Consider the following 22,161-nt stretch of genomic DNA (forward strand, 5'->3'; position numbering starts at 1 on the left):
ATATGAATAAAAAGAACAAAAGTCTCATCCTGCTGAAGTTACAAACCCTATGTGTGATCGCGTTATTTTGCGGTACAAGCGCAGCGCAGAAAAAGATGAGCCGAGCCGAGGCAGACAGGCTTGCAATGCAACAGTGGAACACAGAAAAGCAAAAATTAATGCCCGCTGCCCGGAAGGTGTGGAGTGAGGGCGTAATAAAGTTTCAACAATACCAGATGGCCATTGCCTATAAGGTTTTTGGAACAAAACCAGTTGGCGGGAGAAGTTTATATATCTCGCTGCATGGTGGTGGTAACGCTCCGGTGGCAGTGAATGATCAGCAATGGGAGAATCAACGTACACTGTACAATATCAAAGAAGGATTGGTTATTGTGCCCAGGGCACCAACAAACACCTGGAACCTCTGGCATGAAGATCATATCGATAATTTCATCGATTCGCTAATTCGCTACAGTGTGATAATGGAAGATGTAAATCCCGATAAGGTTTATATTCTTGGTTATTCAGCGGGAGGGGATGGGGTATTTCAATTGGCTCCCCGCATGGCCGATCGTTTTGCCGCCGCATCGATGATGGCCGGCCATCCCGGCGATGCTGATATGCGTAACCTGCGTAACCTGCCGTTTTCAATATTCATTGGCGGTTTAGATTCCGCATATAACAGAAACAAGCTCGCTATCAAATACAACAAGAAGCTCGATAGTTTGCACAACCTGGATGCTAAAGGCTATGACCACGAATTTCACCTCTATCCTGATAAGCCTCATTGGCTTGATCATCAAGATACCATCGCCATCTCCTGGATGGCAGATTATAAGAGAAATACTTTTCCGGATAAGGTTGTTTGGGTACAGGATAACCGGTTGCAGCACCGGTTCTATTGGCTATCGGCCCCTCTTGTATCCTCAAAAGTTGGCGATGTAGCCGAAGTTAGCCGTAAAGGCAACCAGATTACCATATTACATAATACCTTTAATGTGCTTGAAATTAACCTGAATGATGATCTTGTAAACCTTGATCAGCCAGTCACCGTTATTGCTAACGGCAAAGTTCTTTTTCACAAAAAAGTAAACCGCAGCTTTAAAGCGATTGAACGTGCTGTAAAGGAATATCAGGACCCCCGATTCATATTCACTACAAAGCTCATACTCAGCAATAATAAGGTAAGTGAAGTTTACCCCTTAAAATCTAAATAGCATAAAAGATGACTAATTTAAAATGGAGCGCAACCTTACTCTTTGCGCTTATTTTTTCAAATGTATCGGGCCAGCAGAATCTTAAAAGCAAAAGGATTGAAAATCTTATTTCCAATGGTGTCAGCACGGCAATGCCCTTTAGTGTATATATTATCGCATGGGACACTGTGAAAAATAATAGGCCCGATGGAATATATGAAACAGATGGTTTTAGTGGTGTTATTGTTTCCGCACAGGGGCATATCCTAACCGCTGCACATGCAATTAAAGCTAATCAGCTTTACCAGGTTACATTTGTTGACGGTAGAAAATACACAGCGCTCCCCTTAGGCCGTATAGGAATTGATGAAAAAAATGCAGTATACGATATGGCCATGATCAAAATAACCAAAGAAGAAAAATTTGATTATGCACAAATGGCCGCTGGCAGCGAAATGGCTTTAAATCAGCCAGTCATCAGCATTTCCTATCCCGCATCATTCCTCAAGTCAACACCTAATGTGCGTTATGGTAGAATATCTAATACAGATACAGGGAATGGTTTTATTCAGTCGTCAGCAAAAATGGAGCCTGGTGATTCTGGTGGTCCATTGTTTGATCTCAAAGGCAGGCTCATTGGTATACACAGTCGCATAAAAGAGGATGAATCGCAAAACTTTGATATTCCTGTGGATTCTTTTTTGAAATACTGGGGCCCTCTTAACAAACCTATAGATTATCAGAAAGTGCCTTTGCCCGATTCTTTGCGCGAGACAATCAACCCATCACTCATGCAGCCGTTTCCTTCGATAGACTCGCTAATAGGAATTACTTCAAAACAGGAAAAAAGCGTGGCAGTGGTTATGAGTAATGATGGTGATCAAATAAAAAAAATATTGGGTACATGGGTCCGTGTCAAAAATGAAACTTATCTCATCAGTAAAAGTTCAATGGTTGCGGCCAATCCCCGGATTTTAGTGGAGGGGAAAATTTTTGAATCCACTGTCATCGACAGGGATCGAAGAAACGATTTGATATTGCTGAAGCCAAGCCTGAAAATCAGTTACGGAATACAGTTAGGTGCTAAACCGCCCAAACGCTTTGGAGGAGAAGACCACCCCGGCAAAATGCTAATATCTGTGCTTCCAGCCCAATTGAAAAAGATAGGCGTTTTTAGTGGATTGCCAGTAGCGGTTCCTTTGAGCAACAGTATCGGATATCTGGATGTCGGTGCTAAATATCAGGACGGAAAAATTTTAATTACTGAAATACCGCAAAATAAAGCCATAACCACAAAATTAAAACAGGATGATCATATCTCAGCGGTCAATGGAAAACCAATTGTCAAACCTGAGGATTTCATCAATGCCTTTACCTCATATTACGCAGGTGATGTCGTAAAACTTGACATCATCCGGAATGGCCTGCCCTTAACCGTCGAAACTTGTTTAGAAGGTCAGCCCATACTGAACCACGCATCTTATGCGTATGCAGGGGGAAGAAGCGAGCGCTCTGATGGATTTGATCATGTCCTGATCAGCGATGCGGCAATAGAAAGTGCTGAATGTGGAAGTCCGGTATTTGACCGCTCCGGTAGGTTTTGCGGGATCAATATTGCCAGGCACAGCAGAACATCCGTTTTGATTATGCCAGCGGAAAGCATTCGTGGATTTGTACTTCAATCGCTTCAAAAGAATTACTGAACAATTGACAATTCATTTGAAAGTGATTTTGCCACTATGTTTATTACTTTATTTGCCTCCAGTAATTAGTGATCAAAAGCTAAGGTGGACATTTCAGGGAACATGGCCGCTCGTTCTGCATCAAACCTATACCTGGTTGTGGAGCGAAGTGGCCGTTTTGATTGTCTTAGCCCCTTTTTTAGACCAAAGCCTCAGCGCATAATTCTTCGGATTTAAATGAAATTGGAGCCTGTAGGGGCTCATTTAATGGATGGAAATTCTTGAAAAGAGATATTAATGGGGATTGAAAACCGAAGTTTTTCCATTTATCATCCTCATCTACAAGAGTTATTCCTTTGCGGAATAATCGAATCATTCATGCTACTTAAATTCCCCTAATGTTATCGCAGGAAGTTATAAAGGAGTGCTTTTTTATAATGGCAATGGTATTTTAATATTATCTAATTTAATTTTTCATTTTAGCTAGTCCAGCATGATTAAGTAGTGTAATCTTTGTTCCGTTTCTATCAATGAGCAGCTCATCCTTAAAATCAGATAAGGTGCGGCTCACCGTTTCCGTTGCAATGCAGGCCATAGCGGCAAGGTCTTCCCTGGTGATATTGATTAAATTATCATTTACCTTTGCCTGCTCATATAGTCGGAGCAATGTACCGGCCATTTTTTTCCTCACTGAATGATAAGCCAGTTCCAACAGCTGTTCTTCTTTTGCTCTATTATCTCTGGAAAGCAAATGGATAAATTTTCTGGCCACCTCAGGATATAAATGAAGTATGGTTTCCATCTGATCTAGTGGAATTAGGCACACGCTACTATCTTCAAGTGCTGTGGCAGTATCTGCATAACAACTATCACTTAATACCGAATTAATCCCCAGATAGTCGCCCTGACCATAAATTCCTGTCATTAGCTCCCTGCCATCTTTTGCCAGTTTTATGGTTTTAACTCTTCCACGTGTGATCAGATAGAGCCCTTTTCCATGATCCTGCTCGTAGTAAATTACCTGGTTCTTTTTGAAATCCCTGCTTTTTTTTTCTTCAATTATTTTATTGAATGCAGCAAGACCGTCTGTTTTCTCAACCAATACTTTGAATGCTTCAGTTCTGTTTTGGTGGGAAAGATCGTTTGCCGCTTTCTTTCTTAAACGGATATCAATGGCATTTAGCAATTCCATATCATCAAAGGGCTTAACCAAATAATCATCTGCGCCCAGTTCCATTCCTTTTCGAAGATCTGTATGTTCGGCCTTTGCAGTCAGAAAAATAAATGGAATTCCTGCTGTCTGCTCATGCCTGTTGAGCATATATAATACACCGTATCCATCAAGTTCGGGCATCATGATATCACAAAGGATAATATCTGGAACATGGCTGATGGCCAGTTCAACGCCAAGCTTACCATTCTCAGCCTGATATACCGTGTAACGGGCCATTTCTAGAATTTCAACCAGGTTTGTACGGATCTCACCATGATCTTCAATAATCAATACTTTTTTGCTCATGGTTATTTTTTTGTGGGAAGGTCAATGTAAATAAGGTTCCCCTGTTAACTCTGCTTTTAAAACTGACATGCCCATTCATCAATCCTGTATATCTGGAGAGTATACTCAATCCAAGCCCGGTACCTGATATATTACCGGTATTGTGGGCACGAAAAAAAGCATCGAAAAGATGTTTGTGATCACTTTCAGGAATACCAATCCCATCATCACAGATTCTGATGCTACAATTATGCTCATTAATCTTGGTATAAAACTGAATCTGACTATCAGCTCCTGAATATTTAATGGCGTTGTCTATTAATATGATGATACAATTTTTTAATAGATTTTGATCGAGTGTTATCTTTTGGCTGGTACCCCTGTGTTTAAAGATAATCTTTTGCTTTCCCTGTAAAACGACCTGCATTTCGCCGGTAATTTCTTCTGCCATCTCTGATAAGTTAAAGTGACTCAGGGATGGCTTGACCATACCGCTGTCTAATTTTTCCAGCGATAAAAAATCATTTAAAATCGCAGTAATATTAAGTACAGCATCCTTGATTTTGCCCACATGTTTTCCGATGTTCTTTTGATCAAGTGTTTCAGTATAACGTTCGATTAAGGAAGCGGATAGCTGAACGAGGCTCAGTGGCGTCCTGAACTCATGAGAAGCGATGGATACAAATCTGCTCTTTAACTGTCCAAGTTCTTTTTCCTTATTAAGCGACAGGTTCAGGTCTACCTGAGTACGTTTCAATGCCTCTACACTCATTCTTAGCGAATGCGTTCGCTCTTCTACCTGCATTTCAAGTTGTGCCGCATAGTCTTGCAATTTTCCTTCTGCCTCTTTTTCTCTGGTCAGATCATGAATGAAACCAGCATAAATTATCCTGCCTGAATACTTAACCTCACTTACACCCAAACGAAATGGAAAGTAACTTCCGTTTTTCTTCATGCCTATCAGTTCTCGGCCAATCCCAATGATATTCGCTTCGCCTGTTTTTTTATAATTAAAAAGATAATGGTCATGGTAAGATCTATCTGGCTCAGGCATCAGCATGGATATATTTCGTCCGATTACTTCTTCAGGATTATAGTCGAAAAGACGGCATGCAGAGGGGTTTATCGATTCTACACTGCCCCGGTCATCAATAGTGATCAGTCCGTCTATTGCATTGTCAATAATTGCCCTTAGCAATACGGAATTTTCCGTAATTTATTGATTAACAGCTAAATATTTTAGCTGCATTAGTAGAACGATCGCCAAAGGGGATTGTTTTGTTTTTCTTCTATCAAAGAATATCAAAACCCGGAAGGTCGTCATTCAAAAATGGAAAATAGTCAACCGCTAGTGATGAGCATCATCAATTCAGGTAGGGAATATCATTTCTAACTACAACTGGGGCGGTACTTTTGCTATATGTAGCGTCATCTGTCAATTCTGGCATTTACTGTTATAAAAAGAAGATGAACAATAACTTAGCTGCCAATAATACACCTGTTCCAGTTTTAAGCGTTGGTGAGCTACTTAATGCTTTTGAAACGGATGGGCAGCAGGGTATCAGTGTTAATGAGGCTTCGTTACGCTCAGTCCAATTTGGACTCAACATTAATGTCAGCCAAAAGGTTAAAAGTATCTGGCAGATGTTTTTTGAGCAATTCAAAAGTCCTATTGTTTACCTGCTGTTTGTTGCTGCATTTGCATCGCTATATTTTAAAAACTCGTTGGAAGCAATCGCCATATTTATCGTTATTTTGGTTAATGCCCTGATTGGTTTTTTTATGGAACTTCAGGCAAGGAGTTCCATGCGGGCGTTGAAAGAAATGGACCTAAGTGTCTCTAAAGTCGTTAGGGGCGGAAAAACCATGGATGTGCTTTCCGAACAGTTGACCCCTGGAGATTTGCTGCTGCTTGATTCCGGAGACATGGTATCTGGCGATGGCCGGGTTATCGAATCAAACGGGCTTCAGGTAGATGAGTCTTCATTGACTGGGGAATCATTTCCCATCCTTAAAACCAGCGATAGCCAGGGCGCAGGTACTGATGCATCTGCATCAATAAACATGGTATACAAAGGTACAGCGGTGATGAACGGAAATGGCAAAGTCATTATTACAGGTATTGCCGCAAACACTGAACTGGGCAAGATCAGCGAGATGGTTGGTCGTTCAGCTGCCACCAAATCACCTTTGGATATCAAAATCGGAAACCTGACCAAAAAGTTAATTTACATCACCCTTTTCATGACGGCTTTCTTTGCACTCACCGCTTTTATTGAAGGGAAACCCTGGCTCGAGATTCTGGAAACATCCATAGCACTTGCTGTGGCTGCCTTTCCTGAAGGCCTTCCTATTGTAGCAACGGTTGCGCTCGCTTTTGGCATGCTGCGCATGGCAAAAAGAGATGCAATCGTTAAAAGACTTTCCTCGGTTGAAACGCTAGGCGGAGTGAATGTCATCCTTACAGACAAAACCGGAACCTTGACTGAAAATAAGATTTTTGTAAAAGTCCTGTCTTTTCCTGGCGAAGAAGTACATGTTTCTATGGAAAAGGGACATTTAGTGTATGATGATATGGGTATCAACAGATGCCAGAAAAATTTTGAGCTATTGGTTAAAATCGGCACGCTTTGTAACAACGCACCTGTCGATCAAGCTGAGCCGTCTAAGGTATCTGGTGATCCTATTGAAATTGCCTTATTGCTATTGAACAAAGCCGCCGCATTTTCCGGGGAGGGGTCTGCAGCACATTACCAGAGAAAATCGGAGATTCCCTTCAGTGCTGAAACTAAACTGATGGCAACTGCCGATCAAAATGGAAATGATTATTTCATTTCAGTGAAAGGGGCAGTTGAAGGTTTGATCTTAAAGTGCACAAAGATCCAGTCTGGAAATAGTTTAAATGAAATCACTTCCAGTGATCGGGAAAAAATACTCGCCAATGCAGAAAACCTTTCAGCAAGTGGGTTAAGGGTATTGGCTTTTGCCTTCAAAAGCCTGAATGAAAAGCCTGATGGCGACTTCATAACTGAGCTGACCTATGTGGGGATGGTTGGTTTTTTGGACCCTCCGCGGAGTGATATCAAAGGTGCTATCTCAACCTGCCGCGCTGCAGGTATAAAAATCGTTATGATTACCGGAGACCATCCGTTAACAGCTTTAAGTATTGCAAAACAGGTTGGCATCACAGAAATAGCGGATGATCAGGTTATATTGGGGAATTCCCTTCCGCAGGGAGATTTATTGGATCAGGAGTGGAGGGATAGGATTCTTTCCACTACTGTCTTTGCCAGAACTTCTCCTAAACAGAAACTCGAAATTGTAGATACCTATCAGAAGGCTGGCTTTTTGGTGGCGATGACCGGAGACGGTGTAAATGATGCGCCAGCAATAAAAAAGGCAGATGTAGGGATTGCCATGGGACTAAGGGGCACTCAAGTGGCAAAAGAAACGGCAAATATTGTGCTTAAGGATGACTCCTTTGTATCGATTACCCGGGCCGTTGCCAATGGAAGAGAGATCTTCCAGAATATCCAGCGCTTTGTCATCTATCTGATATCCTGTAACCTGAGCGAAATTATTATTGTAACCCTACTGGGCTTTTTGGGAACTGGTGCCATCCTCTTTCCCTTGCAGATTCTGTTTTTGAATATGGTTACTGATGTCTTTCCTGCGCTTGCTCTTGGCCTGGGAAAGGGCGATAAATCGATTATGTTGAAAGCTCCGAGAGATCCTGGCCTTGAGATTATATCTAACCGTAACTGGCTGGTGATTTTGGTTTATGCAGTGCTCATGACGCTTTCGGTTATGCTTGCGATTTTTATATGCATGAGATATATAAGTGAAAAAGTAGCGGTCATCAATAACGTAGCATTTATTACGCTGGCTGCTGCCCAATTATTTCATGTATTCAATATGTCTTCTTTGCGCTCGGGAATGACGAAAAATGAGGTGACCAAAAATAAATTCGTATGGATGGCAATCATATTCTGCTTTTCTCTTATCACTTTGGTGTATGTTTTTCCCAAAAGCCGGCAGGTACTTAATCTCAATATAATACCATTACAGGCATGGCTCGCCGCAATTTTTGCAGGTACACTGCCGCTGGTACTGGTTCAGTTTTACAAGTTGATTTTGGGTAAAAAGCATCAAAAATAAGCCATAAAATACAACTAGTGGCCTACAAATAAACCACGGAACGGGCTATGTCAGTTACCTGCTAATAACATACTTACTCAGTCTTGATCTTCTATTTTAGGATCAACATCTCTATTAAACATGACCACTATCATTTCCTTGCCCAGTATAGTTGAGGATATTTGATTAAACATACCAGATTAGAATGATACAGCGGTTTTGATATGTAGTTTTTTATTGGTCTTAAGCCTTGATTTTTATTGCCAGATCTATATAAACTTAGCTAAAAACCTATCGAACCATTATCCATCAAGCTTAAAACAATACATGTTTAAAGCTTAAATCCAAAATACCATGCAAGAAATTTCAGAAGTAGAAATCGATAAAATACATCAATACTGGCAAGCGGTAAATTACTTATCGGCTGGTCAGATTTATTTACAGGCCAATCCGTTATTGCGTAACCTGCTTACACCAGATGACATTAAACCCAGGTTGCTTGGTCATTGGGGCACCTCTCCCGGCTTAAACCTTATTTATGTCCACCTGAACAGATTAATAAAAGATACAAATGCGGATATTCTGTACGTGTGCGGACCTGGTCACGGTGCACCTGCCATCGTGGCCCATACCTATCTGGAAGGTACGTATACCGAACTTTTTCCCGAGGTAACAATGGATGAGGAAGGTATGCTTAAACTTTTTAGGCAGTTTTCTACTCCTGGAGGAATTCCCAGTCATGTAAGTGCCCACACACCGGGATCAATCAATGAAGGCGGCGAATTGGGCTATTCCCTGATGCATGCTTTCGGCGCTGTATTTGATAACCCAAACCTGATTGCCGCCTGCGTAATCGGAGATGGAGAGGCGGAAACAGGTCCTCTGGCAGCAAGCTGGAATTCGGTTGCTTTTTTAAATCCCGCAAGAGATGGTGCGGTGTTGCCAATACTTCACCTAAACGGATACAAAATAGCAAGTCCTACCATATTTTCCCGCATGGATGATACCGCTTTAGGTGAACTATTCAAAGGATATGGATATGAGGTTTTTTTCGTTGAAGGGGAGCACCCGCACAATGTCCACCGTCAGCTGTCTTCTACTTTGGATATCGTTTATGATAAGATCAGAAAAATCCAGTACAATGCCAGGGCTGAAGGTATAATCCACCAAAGAAAATGGCCTATGATTATTTTAAGAACGCCCAAGGGGTGGACCGGACCCAAATCCTGGAATAATCTGCCTATCGAGGGATCGTTCCGTTCGCATCAGGTTCCGTTGGCCGGAGTTAAGGAGAACCCTGAGAAATTGCAGGCCCTTGAGGTATGGATGCGCAGCTATGAGCCTGAAAAGCTCTTTGATGAGCACGGTACACTAAACGCTGACCTCCGCAGCCTTTCGCCCGTTGGGGATAAAAGAATGAGCGCATTACCTTATGCAAACGGGGGAATATTGTTAAAGGATCTTATTCTGCCAGACTTCAAACACTACGGGATCAAAGTAGCACATCCGGGAACAATCCAGGCAGAAAGCACCCGGAATCTCGGTAAGTTTTTGCGTGAAATATTTACCATGAATGCAGCCAATAAGAATTTTAGGTTGTTCTGTCCCGATGAAACGAACTCAAATCGATTAGAAGCTGTTTTTCAGGTTACTGAGCGATGCTTCATGGAGAAAATTATCGATACTGATGATAAATTATCTCCGGATGGCCGGGTAATGGAAGTATTGAGCGAGCACCTTTGCGAGGGCTGGCTGGAAGGTTATCTGTTAACGGGCAGGCATGGCCTGTTTCCTTGTTATGAAGCTTTCGTAACCATTGTCGATTCTATGGTTAGCCAGCATGCAAAATGGCTGAAGACCACTCAGGAAATCCCATGGCGTAAGCCAATAGCTTCGTTAAACTATCTGTTAACCTCTCATGTATGGAGGCAGGATAATAATGGTTATAGTCATCAGGGGCCAGGATTTATTGATACGGTGGTCAATAAAAAAAGCAGTGTAATCAGGATCTATTTACCACCCGATGCCAATACGCTGTTATCTGTAATGGATCATTGCCTGAGAAGTAAAAACTATGTTAATGTTGTGGTTGCAGGCAAACAGCCTGAGCTGCAGTGGTTAGGGATGGAGGAAGCTGTAGCACATTGTGAAAGAGGTGCATCCGTTTGGGAATGGGCTGGAAATGATCTTGGTGATCCTGAGGTGATTCTGGCATGCGCCGGAGACGTACCCACCCAGGAAACGATTGCTGCCGCCGAAATTCTCCGCACACACCTGCCTGAACTTGGGGTAAGCGTTGTTAATGTGGTTGATTTAATGGCCCTTTCTCCAAGAGCATATCATGCACATGGATTAAGTGACGAATATTTTGAAGACCTGTTTACCGATGCTGCCCCGGTGATTTTTGCATTCCACGGTTACGTCCGTATTATTCATGATCTGGTTCATGGACGGCCAGATCCCGCACGGTTTCATGTTCGGGGCTTTATGGAGGAAGGAACAACCACCACACCATTTGATATGGTGGTGTTAAATCAGATGAGCCGGTATCATTTAGCTATGGAAGCGGTTAAACGCGTTCCACGGTTCCAGCAACAGGCTGATGAATTCATCCGTTTTTGCGAGGAGAAATTAGCCAGCCATAAAGAATACATCGGTGTACATCTTGATGATATGCCAGAAATAAAAAACTGGAGATTCAAGGGCGCAGCTAAAATAAACAAATTATCATGATGAGAAGGAGCAAATTTGGCCCATTAATAATGGAAATTATAACGAAAAAGAAGAATAAAAAATTAGCGGAGGAGGTTAGACTGGCAATCACGACTGACTCTCTTATAGGTGAAGAGAAAATAGAGGTTTCGGTTGAACATGGTTTGGTGACCCTTAAAGGATCAGTAGATAGCTACGCCAAAAAACTTGCTGCAGAACATGTCGCAAAATCTGTGAAGGGAGTGAAAAATGTTATTCAGAAAATAGAAGTCAGGTTTTCATTTAAAAGCAACCTGATTGTTTACATGGGCGCAAACCTGGCCTTGGATAGTAAGCATGCTTATAAAAATGATAATGACCAACCTATGCATCTCATAGGTCCGCTGCATCCGGATTTGCACTTTGAAAGGAGTGCTAATGAAATCTGGTGAAAAGGGAAATGATAAGAAGGAAAATGGAATCGGCTTATCCCGGCGATATTTACTTTTTAGATTGGGTATGTTGAACTGGATATCCAGCCGGTATTTATTTGTAGCGCTTTCCAAAAATATGATGCGCTGGCCATATCTGCCTTTGGGAAGGTTTATCAAAAAAATCTTTAAAAAATGGGGAACAATTTAGTGTGGACAGGTTCATTGGTTTGGTTTTTGTAGAATGCTTTTAAGGAGCTTGTTATTTGATCCTGAATATATAAACAGGTTCTTTTCAACAATTTCTTAATTCTCCAATAAAATAATCCACGAACAAAACGTTTTCTATGACCAGAACCGAACTATTTGGGTACAGCCCTGATGCAGCATATCAAACCAGTGTAGCCTATTTTTCAATGGAGTTTGCCATTGATCAATGCCTTAAAATTTATAGTGGAGGCCTGGGTTTTCTCTCCGGATCCCATCTTCGGAGTGCATTCGAATTGAAACAAAATTTGTTAGGCATCGGCATGCTCTGGAAATACGGTTATTACGACCAGGTAAGGGATAAGAACAACAATATGGTTCCGGCCTTCATTCAGAAAGATTATTCGTTTCTGGAAGATACAGGGATTGTTCTCTCCGTTCCGGTACATAGTGCTACCGTCAAAGTCAAAGCATTTTTATTGCGGCCTGCCACATTTGGCACCGCACCTTTATTTTTGCTGAGTACCGATCTTCCTGAAAATGATGAAGTAAGTAGAAGCATTACGCACCGGTTATATGATCCAAACGAGGCTACCCGGATTGCGCAGTCAATCATTCTGGGGATTGGTGGGGGAATGCTGTTGGATCAGCTCAACCTGCAGCCAGATTATTATCATATGAATGAAGGGCATGCGGTGCCACTTAATTTTTATCTGTATTCAAAGTATAAAAATCTCGAAGAGATTAAAAAAAGAATGCGATTTACAACCCATACCCCTGAGCTTGCGGGTAATGAAGAACATGATTTTTCGTTGTTAAAAGAGATGTCGTTCTTTTACCACATGCAGGAACATGAAGTTAAATTTGTGCTGGGAATGGAGGGCGAGAAGTTTAATTATACGCTGGCAGCATTAAAGTTTTCTGGCAAAGCAAACGCTGTTTCTAAACTTCATGGTGAAGTTGCCCGCGAAATGTGGGGAGGCTATGATGGCATATGTGAGATTGTTTCCATAACCAATGCACAGAATCAAAAGTACTGGCAGGATAAGGCTATTGCTCAGCGCGTAAATGAGAATAACCAACAGGCGTTTTTAGGCCGGAAAAAGGAATTAAAATCACGCTTGTTTCGGCAAGTGGCCGATCAGACAGGAAAGCTATTTGATGAAAATGTGCTCACCTTGGTATGGGCCAGGCGTTTTGCCGGATACAAACGGGCAGATCTGCTGATGCGCGACTGGACGCGTTTCGAGATGTTATTAAAGCATTCAAAATATCCTATACAGCTCATTTGGGCAGGAAAACCCTATCCAGAAGATACGGGCGCAAACCAAATTTTCAATCAGATCATTGATGAAACAAAGGCGTTCCCTAATTGTGCCGTTTTGGTCGGTTATGAACTCGGTTTATCCTCACTTCTAAAAAAGGGAGCCGATGTGTGGCTTAATAATCCAAAAATGTACCGCGAAGCTTCAGGAACCAGCGGCATGACAGCGGCTATGAATGGCGCTATTAACCTTTCTATTCCAGATGGATGGATTCCTGAGTTTGCGCTAAATGGAGAAAACTGTTTTCTTATTGAGCCTGCAGAAAGTTCGCTATCCGAAGAGGAAAGAGATAAAAAAGAAAATGCCAATTTAATGGATGTGCTGGAAAAAACAGTTTTACCTACTTACTACGATAATCCGTCAAAATGGTTTAATATGGTTCAAAGCGGTATAAAAGGTGTCATCCCTGAATTCGAGTCGGCGAGAATGGCAGAAGCCTATTATAAGCAGATGTACCGTCAGGCCGATTAAAAAATTGCGTTATTTTTGATTTTTCTGTGCTAAACCCTTGGTTCATGATCACCCGCAACTATTAAGGTGACTACCATCATTTCATTTGCTTTAGGCTATACCGACCTTTGTTGTCAGCGCATAGCTTAGAGCAAATAGAGCCTTCGCGTATACCTACTGTCCGTAGAGTTAGGCGCCCCACTATCCGTAGCGTTCCGCTGGAGTTCTACGGATTAGCCAATAAAAAAGAGTCTCCGACTCGGCTTAGGTAAAATGAAATAGCTTTAAACAAAAAAAGCCCATCTTTCGATGAGCTTTTGATCAGTAGAGTCAAGTTTCAATATGTCTAACTTTTACGAACATGGTGAGGCAGTGGTTAATTTTGAGAAAGTTGTAACAAATAAAGTAGAGGGCCGGTATAGGCAGAAGAAACATTATAAATCAAAAAATGAATGAACATATTCAAATTGTACCCGCGCAAAGAACATATAGTGATGCAGCTTCTTTTACCCATACGCAAGGGTGATAAGTATTTTAATAACATGAAATGCGAATAAATAAAATAACCCGGCGGCATATCATCCACCGGGTCTGCACTATTTATTAGCGTAACGGACAGCTTTGGCCGCCATTGTTATTACTTTGGAAATTGCCGGAATTACTTAAATCTACCTTAGATGCCTGTAAAAGAATATATTCAATTTCTTTAAGCAGCCCACTTATTGGTGTATCGCTGGTATTGGTTAAGGCAAGAGATCCGTTGGTGCTCACTGCGCCTATTGTTTGCTCCATTCCTTTTCCGGATCTCACCATTGGGCCATAAAGTGCATGGAGCTTCAGTGGGCCAAAGTCTGTATCGTATTTCACGTTAACAAGATTGGTCACCATAATCTGATGGTTAAATGCACCCTTCAGGATCTCCAGCATTTTTTGGATATCGTTATGGCCAAAGGTTAATTCCCTGAAAAACCCCAGGTAATTGCGCACGTGCGCTACGGTTGAGGTCCCCTCAAGGCCTGTTTTTGCGAGTCTTGCCAGCTCCCAGAAAGATAGCGCCTGTTCGTTTTCAAAGAATACCGGATGTGTGGTGATATTAAGGCCAAAATTGTCATCCAGATTTAATACGCCCCTGGTGCAGATGGGCGAAATCAGTTCCATTTTAACCTCTGACCATTCCGACCGCATCTTTCTGGATGCCACAATAGCCGCTGCGCAGATGGCGCCATGAACAGTGGTGTTTTCTTCCCTGGCCCGGTTTCTAAGGCGGCCGGTTGCCGCTGCCGAAAGCCGCAGCGATGATACTTTGGGACTAACCGTCCTTTGACTTATTCCCAATTCATTTTTAGGTACAGTTTGGACTGGCTCGTCATCGGGCAAACCCAAAGTTTGATCGTTGGACAGTTGGTTTTCAAATTTCTCCAGTTCTGTTCCGTTTACTGCTTTCAGCAGATCCCTGATCAGATAACTTACTGAAGTGCCGTCGGCGAGCGTATGGTTTGCAGCAATGATCAGCACGGTAGAATCCGGCTTTTGTACCAGCACCACCCTGATAAGCGGCCCTTCTGCGGTGTTAAATCTTTGCGCCAGCTCTTTTTCTACTTCCTGTTCCCAGCAGTAGTCAGCATCAACATGGATCACCCTAAATGGAATGGGCAGCTTGTCTGCGTGCTGTTTTACTGGTCTTGAAAATTCATCCATTACGATCCTGACCGAAAGGTTGGGATGTCTGCGCTGTACTGCAGAGATGGCGAGATTCCATTTTTCAACTGTTGCCGTACCTGTTATTTCTGCGGCAAGCGCAAAGTCTTTGGAATCGATCTGGTCAAGTAGCCAGAACGTTTTTTCGAATGCACCCAGGGTGCGGTCTTCTCTTGTTTTCATTAGGTCACAAATTATGTTTAAACTGCAAATCGAAATCTGGTTAGAAGCGAGCTTCTGGTTATGTTCCTATTTGTCCCTGCAAAATTCGTTTTTCAGCTACCCCGCTGGAATGGATAAATGGAAGGATGTATTGTACATTTTCCCCTGAAGGAACGGTTGATGTGTCAAAACAAAGGTTATTTACAAATGCCTTAGGCATACACCCATTTGGCTAAAGCGCGAAAAAGACAGCAGAAAATGCAAGGTATCGGTGAATAGACGAATGCAGCAACTGGTAAAGGAAGGATGCCTCTGACCAGGTTCTGGATATGAAGAGAACCAGCCTGCCCGGTTTGTTTGATGACAATGCCTAACGAACTATCAGGAAAGGTTGCCCTGAAAACAGGCGGAACAAAGGGAACCGGAAAAGCTATTGCTGAGAGGTTACTGGCTGCCGGAGCTCAGGTCATCATTACGGCAAGGAACGAGCCTGTGATATATGATGAGAATCTTCATTTTATTCCGGCGGATCTGAGCAGGGCAGAAGGAACGGATAAGGTGGTGGCTGAAGTACGATCAAAATACGGCAAACTTGATATCCTGGTGAATAGCTTAGGAGGCAGTGAAACTCCCGCTGGTGGCTTTAGTGCCTTGACCGATGAACACTGGGAAGAGACTTTGCAGACCAACTTGCTTGCTCCGGTCAGACTGGATAGGGGTTTTCTGCCGCAGATGATCCAACAGAAAACAGGTGTGATCGTTTACATCGCATCCATACAGGGAGGCTGCCTTTATATGACAGTATACTTCCTTATGCGGCGGCAAAGGCAGGGCTGATCAACTCCAGCAAGGGGCTTTCCAATGAGGTGGCTTCGAAAAGTGTCAGGGTGTTATAACGGTATCTCCGGGTTGGATCATGACTGATGGTGCCAAGAGAATGATGGAGCGAATATCGCAAAGCGCAGCAATTTCAATTGAACAGGCTACCCAGGGCGTGATGGATGCTTTGGGCGGGATTCCGTATGGCAGACCCGCCGAGCCGGAAGAGGTAGCGGAAATGGTTGGCTTCCTTGTTTCTCCAAGGGCGGGTTATCTAAGGGGTACAGAATTCGTAATCGACGGCGGCACCATCCCTACGACCTAGTACACCATTCCTGTAACCGGTTCGTGATTACTTTATACCCTGGATGATTTTATTCCTGTGCTGGAATCCCCATTTTTCCATCGCTGTTAATACATCATCAAGGGTTTGGCTATAAGGCGTAAGTTCATACTGGACAGTAACGGGTTTAGTGTTGCATACCTTTCGGCTTACCAATCCGTTCATTTCCATTTCCTGCAATTCCTTGGACAGGATGCGCGGGGATATGGCCGCTTCCCTGGATAACTCATTGAATCCTTTTTTGCCGCTCTGAAGCACTGAAATCAAGATTAATTTCCATTTTCCGCCCACTATGTCCAGCGTATCGCGTATTGCCATTTTGGCTTTTGCACAACTTTCGATCGTATGATTTGCCATATACTATTCTTTTTGTAAGTACTATCCTTTTTGTAACAGATAACAAATGTATAGTATTTGTTCGGAAATTTGTGGCTTAATCAACAATTGATAGTCATGTCACAGAAAACAATCAAAGTTACGGGATGGATTTTGACGGCCATCTTAGGCCTGCTCCTCACGATGAGTGCCATAATGAAAATTACGCTGAATGAAACTGCCATGGCACAGGCCACTGCGTTCGGGGTCAATACTGCAACTTATCAGTTCATCGGTGTGATCGAAATCCTCTCGCTGCTGCTTTTCATCATTCCAAGAACAGGGGTGCTGGGAACAATGCTCTTAGTGGCTTATCTGGGTGGAGCCATTGTAACCCACCTGCAGCACCAGCAACCCATAGCAATGGCAGTTTCTGTCCAGATTTTGCTTTGGGTCACGGCTATCGTGCGTTTTCCTGAACTGGGACAAAGAATTTTTCCGGCAAAAAATATCGAACAACCATGAGAAACAGAAGCATATCAATAATCACTGAAAACCATTGGCACAATGGATTTTTGGGCAATGGGCATAAGGCGATGGCTGTCCTTGGTGGTGTCAGCTACAAAGACAGCGATCCTTTTATCCTGTTTATGGATGACATATTGGACCTGCCCGGCGGAGCGCCAGTTGGGGGAGCACATCCCCACGCTGGATTTGAGACCCTTACTTTGGTGCTGGAAGGTAATAACAGGGAATGGAAAACGGGAAGTTTTGAGCTGATGACGGCTGGAAAGGGAATCGTCCACACCGAGGAGATCACTTCAAAGCAAAAACTGCGCATCTTACAGGTGTGGCTGGTATTACCACCTGAACAGCGGTATGCCCAGCCTTTTTTGCAAAAAATATTACTCGAAGATGTGCCAACAATTAAGACCGGTGAATATGAAATCCGTGTTTACGGTGGCAGCAGCAACGGTTTGGTCTCTCCCCTGAAAACCCATACACCATTTATCCTGATTGAATTCAGGCTGAAAAAGCTTGCGTTGGTAAATCAGGAAATTCCATTACAGTATCATGGCCTGGTCTATGTGCTTCAAGGCCGGGTAAAGGTGGGTGACAAAATTATCAGTTCCGGGCAAGCTGGCTGGCTGGAAAGAACGAACGAAAAAGGCAGTGGCCGGCTTACCCTGGAGGCACCGGATGAGGATACGCATTTTGTGCTGTATGCTGGACAACCACATCATGTTCCGGTTGTCCAGCACGGACCTTTCGTAGCCAACTCGATGGAAGAAATCGCTCCGCTGTACCGGAAGTTTAAAGATGGACAGTTCCCGCATTTGAACGACCTGTCAGATGAGCAGAAGATTACATATCATTCAGATGGGCGCATCGATTCAAAGGCTACCTGACAGGCATGGAATCAGCGACTGATTAGCTGCTGCCAGGAATAATCGATGCCGGTTAACCTCATGTCATAGCGATTTAAATCTCCATTGATTGATCATAGTCCGGATATCCCTTCAGTATGGCCCGCTTTAACCTTTGCTGATTTTCATCTCCCCAGCGTCCGATAGCAGCAAGTACAGGTATCAGCGTTCTGCCGAAATCGGTAAGTGTATACTCAACTTTTGGAGGCATTACCGGGTAGATCGTCCTGGTCACCAGTTCATGTTCCTCCAGTTCTTTTAGCTGGATGTTGATGACACGGCGGCTTGCATCTGGTATTTTACGTTGCAGTTCGCTCGGACGCATGTAGACGAGCTACCAATCAATAGGGATAAATTATTCCCTATCTGAATCGTAGTTCCCTTATTGCAGGTTATGCAGGTACTATCGAAATTTGTACATCAATATGTTAATTTAAAAATAAATATTATGAACCTACCAAAATTAATATCAGACTTAGTGGAAGCGCAGAACATCCACGACGGAGCAGCTTATGCTTCCCTTTTTTCAGACGATGCAGTAGTATTCGACGAAGGAAAGACACATAACGGAAAACAGGAAATCCAGAACTGGATAGAAAAGTCGAACCAGGAATATCAGAGCGTGCTAAAACCGATCAGTTATAATGATAGCGCAAATGGCTCGGTACTTGAAGCGGAGGTTTCGGGAACATTTCCCGGTAGCCCGGCAGTCCTGCGCTTTAATTTTACGTTTCAGAACGGGCTGGTCGGATCACTAAAAATCACCGGATAGCTGGTGTTAAAGCGCATCCGCCTGAATACAATTGCCAATCACCTAACCATAGCAATGCAGCAATGGAAATTGTTCTTCTCCGGCAGCATTGCTATTTTTTTACCATAATCCAAATGTCAATCAAAACAAATACCTGCACCACAATACTGATACTGTTCAGCATACTTTTCATTTCTCCCCTGATCATCAAGGGGCAATCGACAAGCCTTGATCTGAGTGAGTATAAAACAGTTGTTCAAAAAAAGTACGGGCTTGATCCATCTAAACCACTGACCGCAAGGATCGGGAATACACCGCCCGAAGTAATCCAGAAATTCCGGGATGCTGGGATGTCCCCGACACGCCACAGACTTAGCAAAGCCGACAGTGTTAAGGTGGTCAGGGCCTTTAAAATGCTTCCTCCGTTACATGCCCGTGTCCTGAAGGACCACCTGTTGGGCATCAGTTTTCTGGACAACATGCCCAATACAGCGCTGACTGCAACGATGAACCCGGAGAGCCCATTCCCGGTTTTTACCATCACTTTTAGGGCCGAGATTTTAAAACAGGATGTCTCCCAGTGGCTAACCTGGAAGGAAATGGGCTATTATGAAAAAGATAACCCAAATTTGCAGGTTTCCATCGATGCAGGCAGGCTTGACGCAATACTTTATGTACTCCTGCACGAGGCGACCCATGTTGTAGATGGCTCCCTTGACCTGCTGGGAATGAATAAAACCAGGGAAACTTTTGATAGGGAGGCAGACCTGAAAAAAAACTTTACACAAGGCATCTGGACCGACCGGACTGCGCTAAATGCAAACCTCGCTGACACCCTCACCTTGCGCAGCCGCTTTCGTGGCGGGGCCAGGCTATTGCCTATACATCTCGCAAGGGAGATCTATGAATCAGCTGCCAAAAAGCCTTTTGTCTCACTATACGCTACCTCCAGCTGGCACGAAGACCTGGCGGAATACCTCACCATCACCCATTTTACCAAAAAACTTAAACAGCCTTTCAGGATCACGATTAAGGATAGGGGCAAAGAGATCTTCAGCTACGAACCGATCAAATCTGCCGCTGTCAGTTGGCGGATTCCCCTTATGCAATATTTTTACGCAAAGGCTGAATAGTTTATGTTTTAACAACACCCATCATATGAATAAGCAAAAAATCCGCATAGGATTCATCGGGCTTAATCCCGACAGCCACTGGGCAGCAGCAGCCCATTTACCCGCATTAAGGTCATTGTCTGATGACTTCGAGATCATTGGAGTAGCCAACCGAAGTTACGAGAGCTCAAAAAAAACAGCACAGTCCTTAAATCTTCCCCTTGCCTTTAAGGATGCGCAATCACTGGTTAGCTCAAGCGAGATTGACCTGGTTGTGGTAACCGTAAAAGTCCCCTATCACTTTGAACTGGTCAGCGCAGCACTGAATGCCGGCAAACATGTTTTTTGCGAATGGCCTTTGGGAAACGGACTAGGGGAAGGCAGGAAACTGGCAGCGTTGGCCAGGCAGAAAGGCGTTATCGCTGCAGTCGGAACACAGATGCGCTACGCGCCGGAGGTGACCTACCTGAAGCAGCTTATAGCAGATGGCTATGTAGGTAAGGTATTATCCACTACGTTGATTGGTGCCGGTGGTAGCTGGGGAAATGAAACAGAAGCGGATCTTTATTACCTCCATGATCAGGCTAATGGTGCAACAATGCAAGCCATACCTTTAGCCCATACGTTGGTGGGCCTAACGGAGGTATTGGGTAACATTGAAGAGTTGTCGGCCCGGATGCTGACCCAGTTTGACCAGGTCAGGTTGACCGATACAGGAGCGTTAAAGCCTAAAAATACCCAGGATCAGATATTGATACATGGTACACTCAAAAGCGGTGCTGCCTTATCTGTGCATTATCGTGGTGGCATAACAAGGGGAACTAACTTACTATGGGAGATTAACGGTACAGACGGTGACTTGCAGGTAACCGGCGAAAATGGTCATGGCCAAATTGTTCAGCTGGCTATTAAAGGCGCGAGAGGAGAAGAAAAAAAATTGAAAACACTTACCCCGCCTGCCAGTGTTTACAGCGGATGGCCGTCTTTTTCAGGCGCCCGGAATGTTGGCCAGCTGTATGCCTTGATCGCTGAAGATATCCGTACGGGTTCAAGAAAAACGCCGGATTTCGAAGATGGTGTTGCGCTTCATGAATTGGTTGACCGTATCGAGAAATCGTCGCAAGAGAAAAAAGAAGCGTGGGTGAGGAGTAATAGTGATAAAAAAGTCGAACCTTAATTAATAATCATATATATGAGCCAATGTTGCAGGTTGGGTTAACTCAAGCAGGATCGAACTCTTAATTGCCTTATTTTCAATGAATAACAGGTTTATGTCTGTTTTTTTCTTTTCATAAGAAAATTTCATAAAAAGAAAAAGCCTTGAAATTGAGCTCCTTTCAAAGAAAAGGTTCGACTTTCAAGGCTTTTTGCCGTTTTGGTAGCCGTTACTGGACAGATTTCGAATTTTTTCTTGGCTGATTTGCAGGAATTAGCGAAAGTTGCAAACTATATCAAAACTTAAAAGGATGGTCACTAGACAATTTTCGAACTGAAATTATTAGCCAATGCTAGATTCGAGAACTTGACGAGGTCTTTTTCGACAGATGCTTGCTGGAACAATAATGCCTTTGCAAGCTCTCAACTAAATATACACATTACGGTTTTTTACTCGCTATTAATATTAGTAAATTCTTTTTTACAGTTCTGTAGAAATATTTTTTAAAATAAATTTTGTTCTGTCAGGAATAATACCTATAATTGTATCATAGTTCTTTGAAATGCTTTTTAAAGTGAATGTAATTAATCCAAATCGTAAAGTGTAGCAATACACAGCCTATTAGGTTTTTTGGGTGGTGACAACTCTCGGACTCAACCCCTCTCTGTCTAGCTCAGCGCGAAGAACGGAGTGTTTTGAATGAAGTAGAACGAAACGAAACGGATCGACTCTGACGACTGGAATGTTGACCGACTGTTTGACTAAAATCTTATCGCGTTAAA

The 22,161-nt window shown here is 43.1% G+C and carries 18 protein-coding genes; 13 read left to right on the forward strand and 5 right to left on the reverse strand.

Annotated elements, in window-relative coordinates:
• Nucleotides 1-2: 2 nt before the first annotated feature.
• Together AC1RJ8_RS13890 and AC1RJ8_RS13895 are read left to right on the forward strand one after the other, a co-directional pair.
• Nucleotides 3-1,196, forward strand: a complete 1,194-nt coding sequence (locus AC1RJ8_RS13890; RefSeq protein WP_492954336.1) for a dienelactone hydrolase family protein — start codon at nucleotides 3-5, stop codon at nucleotides 1,194-1,196.
• A gap of 8 nt (nucleotides 1,197-1,204) precedes the next feature.
• Entirely contained in the window at nucleotides 1,205-2,878 is a 1,674-nt protein-coding gene (locus tag AC1RJ8_RS13895) for a trypsin-like peptidase domain-containing protein (protein ID WP_492954337.1), read from the forward strand.
• A 445-nt stretch (nucleotides 2,879-3,323) separates the two neighbouring features.
• Here the strand turns inward: AC1RJ8_RS13895 and AC1RJ8_RS13900 are convergent, their stop codons facing one another.
• Nucleotides 3,324-4,376, reverse strand: a complete 1,053-nt coding sequence (locus AC1RJ8_RS13900) for a response regulator (RefSeq protein ID WP_492954338.1) — start codon at nucleotides 4,374-4,376, stop codon at nucleotides 3,324-3,326.
• Complete coding sequence (locus tag AC1RJ8_RS13905) at nucleotides 4,351-5,553, reverse strand: PAS domain-containing sensor histidine kinase (RefSeq protein WP_492954339.1); 1,203 nt, start codon at nucleotides 5,551-5,553, stop codon at nucleotides 4,351-4,353. Before AC1RJ8_RS13905 ends, AC1RJ8_RS13900 begins: the two co-directional genes overlap by 26 nt.
• A gap of 269 nt (nucleotides 5,554-5,822) precedes the next feature.
• On the opposite strand from AC1RJ8_RS13905, the gene AC1RJ8_RS13910 reads away from it, so the two are divergent.
• The 4 genes from AC1RJ8_RS13910 to glgP all read left to right on the forward strand — a co-directional run bounded on the left by AC1RJ8_RS13910 (nucleotide 5,823) and on the right by glgP (nucleotide 13,617).
• Nucleotides 5,823-8,513, forward strand: a complete 2,691-nt coding sequence (locus AC1RJ8_RS13910) for a cation-translocating P-type ATPase (protein WP_492954340.1) — start codon at nucleotides 5,823-5,825, stop codon at nucleotides 8,511-8,513.
• A gap of 333 nt (nucleotides 8,514-8,846) precedes the next feature.
• Nucleotides 8,847-11,225, forward strand: a complete 2,379-nt coding sequence (locus tag AC1RJ8_RS13915) for a phosphoketolase family protein (protein ID WP_492954341.1) — start codon at nucleotides 8,847-8,849, stop codon at nucleotides 11,223-11,225.
• A gap of 29 nt (nucleotides 11,226-11,254) precedes the next feature.
• A complete protein-coding gene (locus AC1RJ8_RS13920) occupies nucleotides 11,255-11,635 on the forward strand; it encodes a BON domain-containing protein (protein ID WP_492954342.1) in 381 nt (126 codons plus the stop codon).
• A gap of 326 nt (nucleotides 11,636-11,961) precedes the next feature.
• Nucleotides 11,962-13,617 (forward strand): alpha-glucan family phosphorylase, encoded by a 1,656-nt coding sequence (gene glgP / locus AC1RJ8_RS13925; protein ID WP_492954343.1) that lies wholly within the window; start codon nucleotides 11,962-11,964, stop codon nucleotides 13,615-13,617.
• Nucleotides 13,618-14,199: 582 nt separating this feature from the next.
• Here the strand turns inward: glgP and AC1RJ8_RS13930 are convergent.
• Nucleotides 14,200-15,477 (reverse strand): condensation domain-containing protein, encoded by a 1,278-nt coding sequence (locus AC1RJ8_RS13930; protein ID WP_492954344.1) that lies wholly within the window; start codon nucleotides 15,475-15,477, stop codon nucleotides 14,200-14,202.
• Between the two features lie 345 nt (nucleotides 15,478-15,822).
• On the opposite strand from AC1RJ8_RS13930, the gene AC1RJ8_RS13935 reads away from it, so the two are divergent.
• On the forward strand, nucleotides 15,823-16,293 hold the full coding sequence (locus tag AC1RJ8_RS13935; RefSeq protein WP_492954345.1) for an SDR family NAD(P)-dependent oxidoreductase: 471 nt from the start codon (nucleotides 15,823-15,825) through the stop codon (nucleotides 16,291-16,293).
• Between the two features lie 103 nt (nucleotides 16,294-16,396).
• Entirely contained in the window at nucleotides 16,397-16,600 is a 204-nt protein-coding gene (locus AC1RJ8_RS13940) for an SDR family oxidoreductase (protein ID WP_492954488.1), read from the forward strand.
• Between the two features lie 27 nt (nucleotides 16,601-16,627).
• Here AC1RJ8_RS13940 and AC1RJ8_RS13945 read toward each other — a convergent pair whose 3' ends face one another.
• Nucleotides 16,628-16,975 carry a winged helix-turn-helix transcriptional regulator gene (locus tag AC1RJ8_RS13945; protein ID WP_138820243.1) on the reverse strand — a complete coding sequence of 116 codons (348 nt, stop codon included), beginning with the start codon at nucleotides 16,973-16,975 and terminating at the stop codon, nucleotides 16,628-16,630.
• Between the two features lie 96 nt (nucleotides 16,976-17,071).
• On the opposite strand from AC1RJ8_RS13945, the gene AC1RJ8_RS13950 reads away from it, so the two are divergent.
• The gene (locus tag AC1RJ8_RS13950; RefSeq protein ID WP_492954346.1) at nucleotides 17,072-17,458 is read left to right on the forward strand and encodes a DoxX family protein; all 387 of its coding nucleotides are present in this window, start codon (nucleotides 17,072-17,074) and stop codon (nucleotides 17,456-17,458) included.
• Nucleotides 17,455-18,342, forward strand: a complete 888-nt coding sequence (locus AC1RJ8_RS13955) for a pirin family protein (protein ID WP_492954347.1) — start codon at nucleotides 17,455-17,457, stop codon at nucleotides 18,340-18,342. The genes AC1RJ8_RS13950 and AC1RJ8_RS13955 overlap by 4 nt, the downstream gene beginning before the upstream one ends.
• Before the next feature lie 73 nt (nucleotides 18,343-18,415).
• Here AC1RJ8_RS13955 and AC1RJ8_RS13960 read toward each other — a convergent pair whose 3' ends face one another.
• On the reverse strand, nucleotides 18,416-18,685 hold the full coding sequence (locus AC1RJ8_RS13960) for a winged helix-turn-helix transcriptional regulator (protein ID WP_492954348.1): 270 nt from the start codon (nucleotides 18,683-18,685) through the stop codon (nucleotides 18,416-18,418).
• Nucleotides 18,686-18,808: 123 nt separating this feature from the next.
• Between AC1RJ8_RS13960 and AC1RJ8_RS13965 the strand changes: the two genes are divergently transcribed.
• From AC1RJ8_RS13965 to AC1RJ8_RS13975, 3 genes are all read left to right on the forward strand, one after another.
• The gene (locus tag AC1RJ8_RS13965; RefSeq protein WP_138820248.1) at nucleotides 18,809-19,132 is read left to right on the forward strand and encodes a nuclear transport factor 2 family protein; all 324 of its coding nucleotides are present in this window, start codon (nucleotides 18,809-18,811) and stop codon (nucleotides 19,130-19,132) included.
• 113 nt (nucleotides 19,133-19,245) lie between these two features.
• Nucleotides 19,246-20,244, forward strand: coding sequence for a hypothetical protein (locus AC1RJ8_RS13970; protein ID WP_492954349.1), 999 nt, complete (start codon nucleotides 19,246-19,248; stop codon nucleotides 20,242-20,244).
• Nucleotides 20,245-20,269: 25 nt separating this feature from the next.
• Nucleotides 20,270-21,400, forward strand: a complete 1,131-nt coding sequence (locus AC1RJ8_RS13975) for a Gfo/Idh/MocA family protein (RefSeq protein WP_492954350.1) — start codon at nucleotides 20,270-20,272, stop codon at nucleotides 21,398-21,400.
• Nucleotides 21,401-22,161 lie beyond the last annotated feature (761 nt).

The sequence above is a fragment of the Pedobacter sp. GW822-FHT03F06 genome (assembly GCF_058801365.1).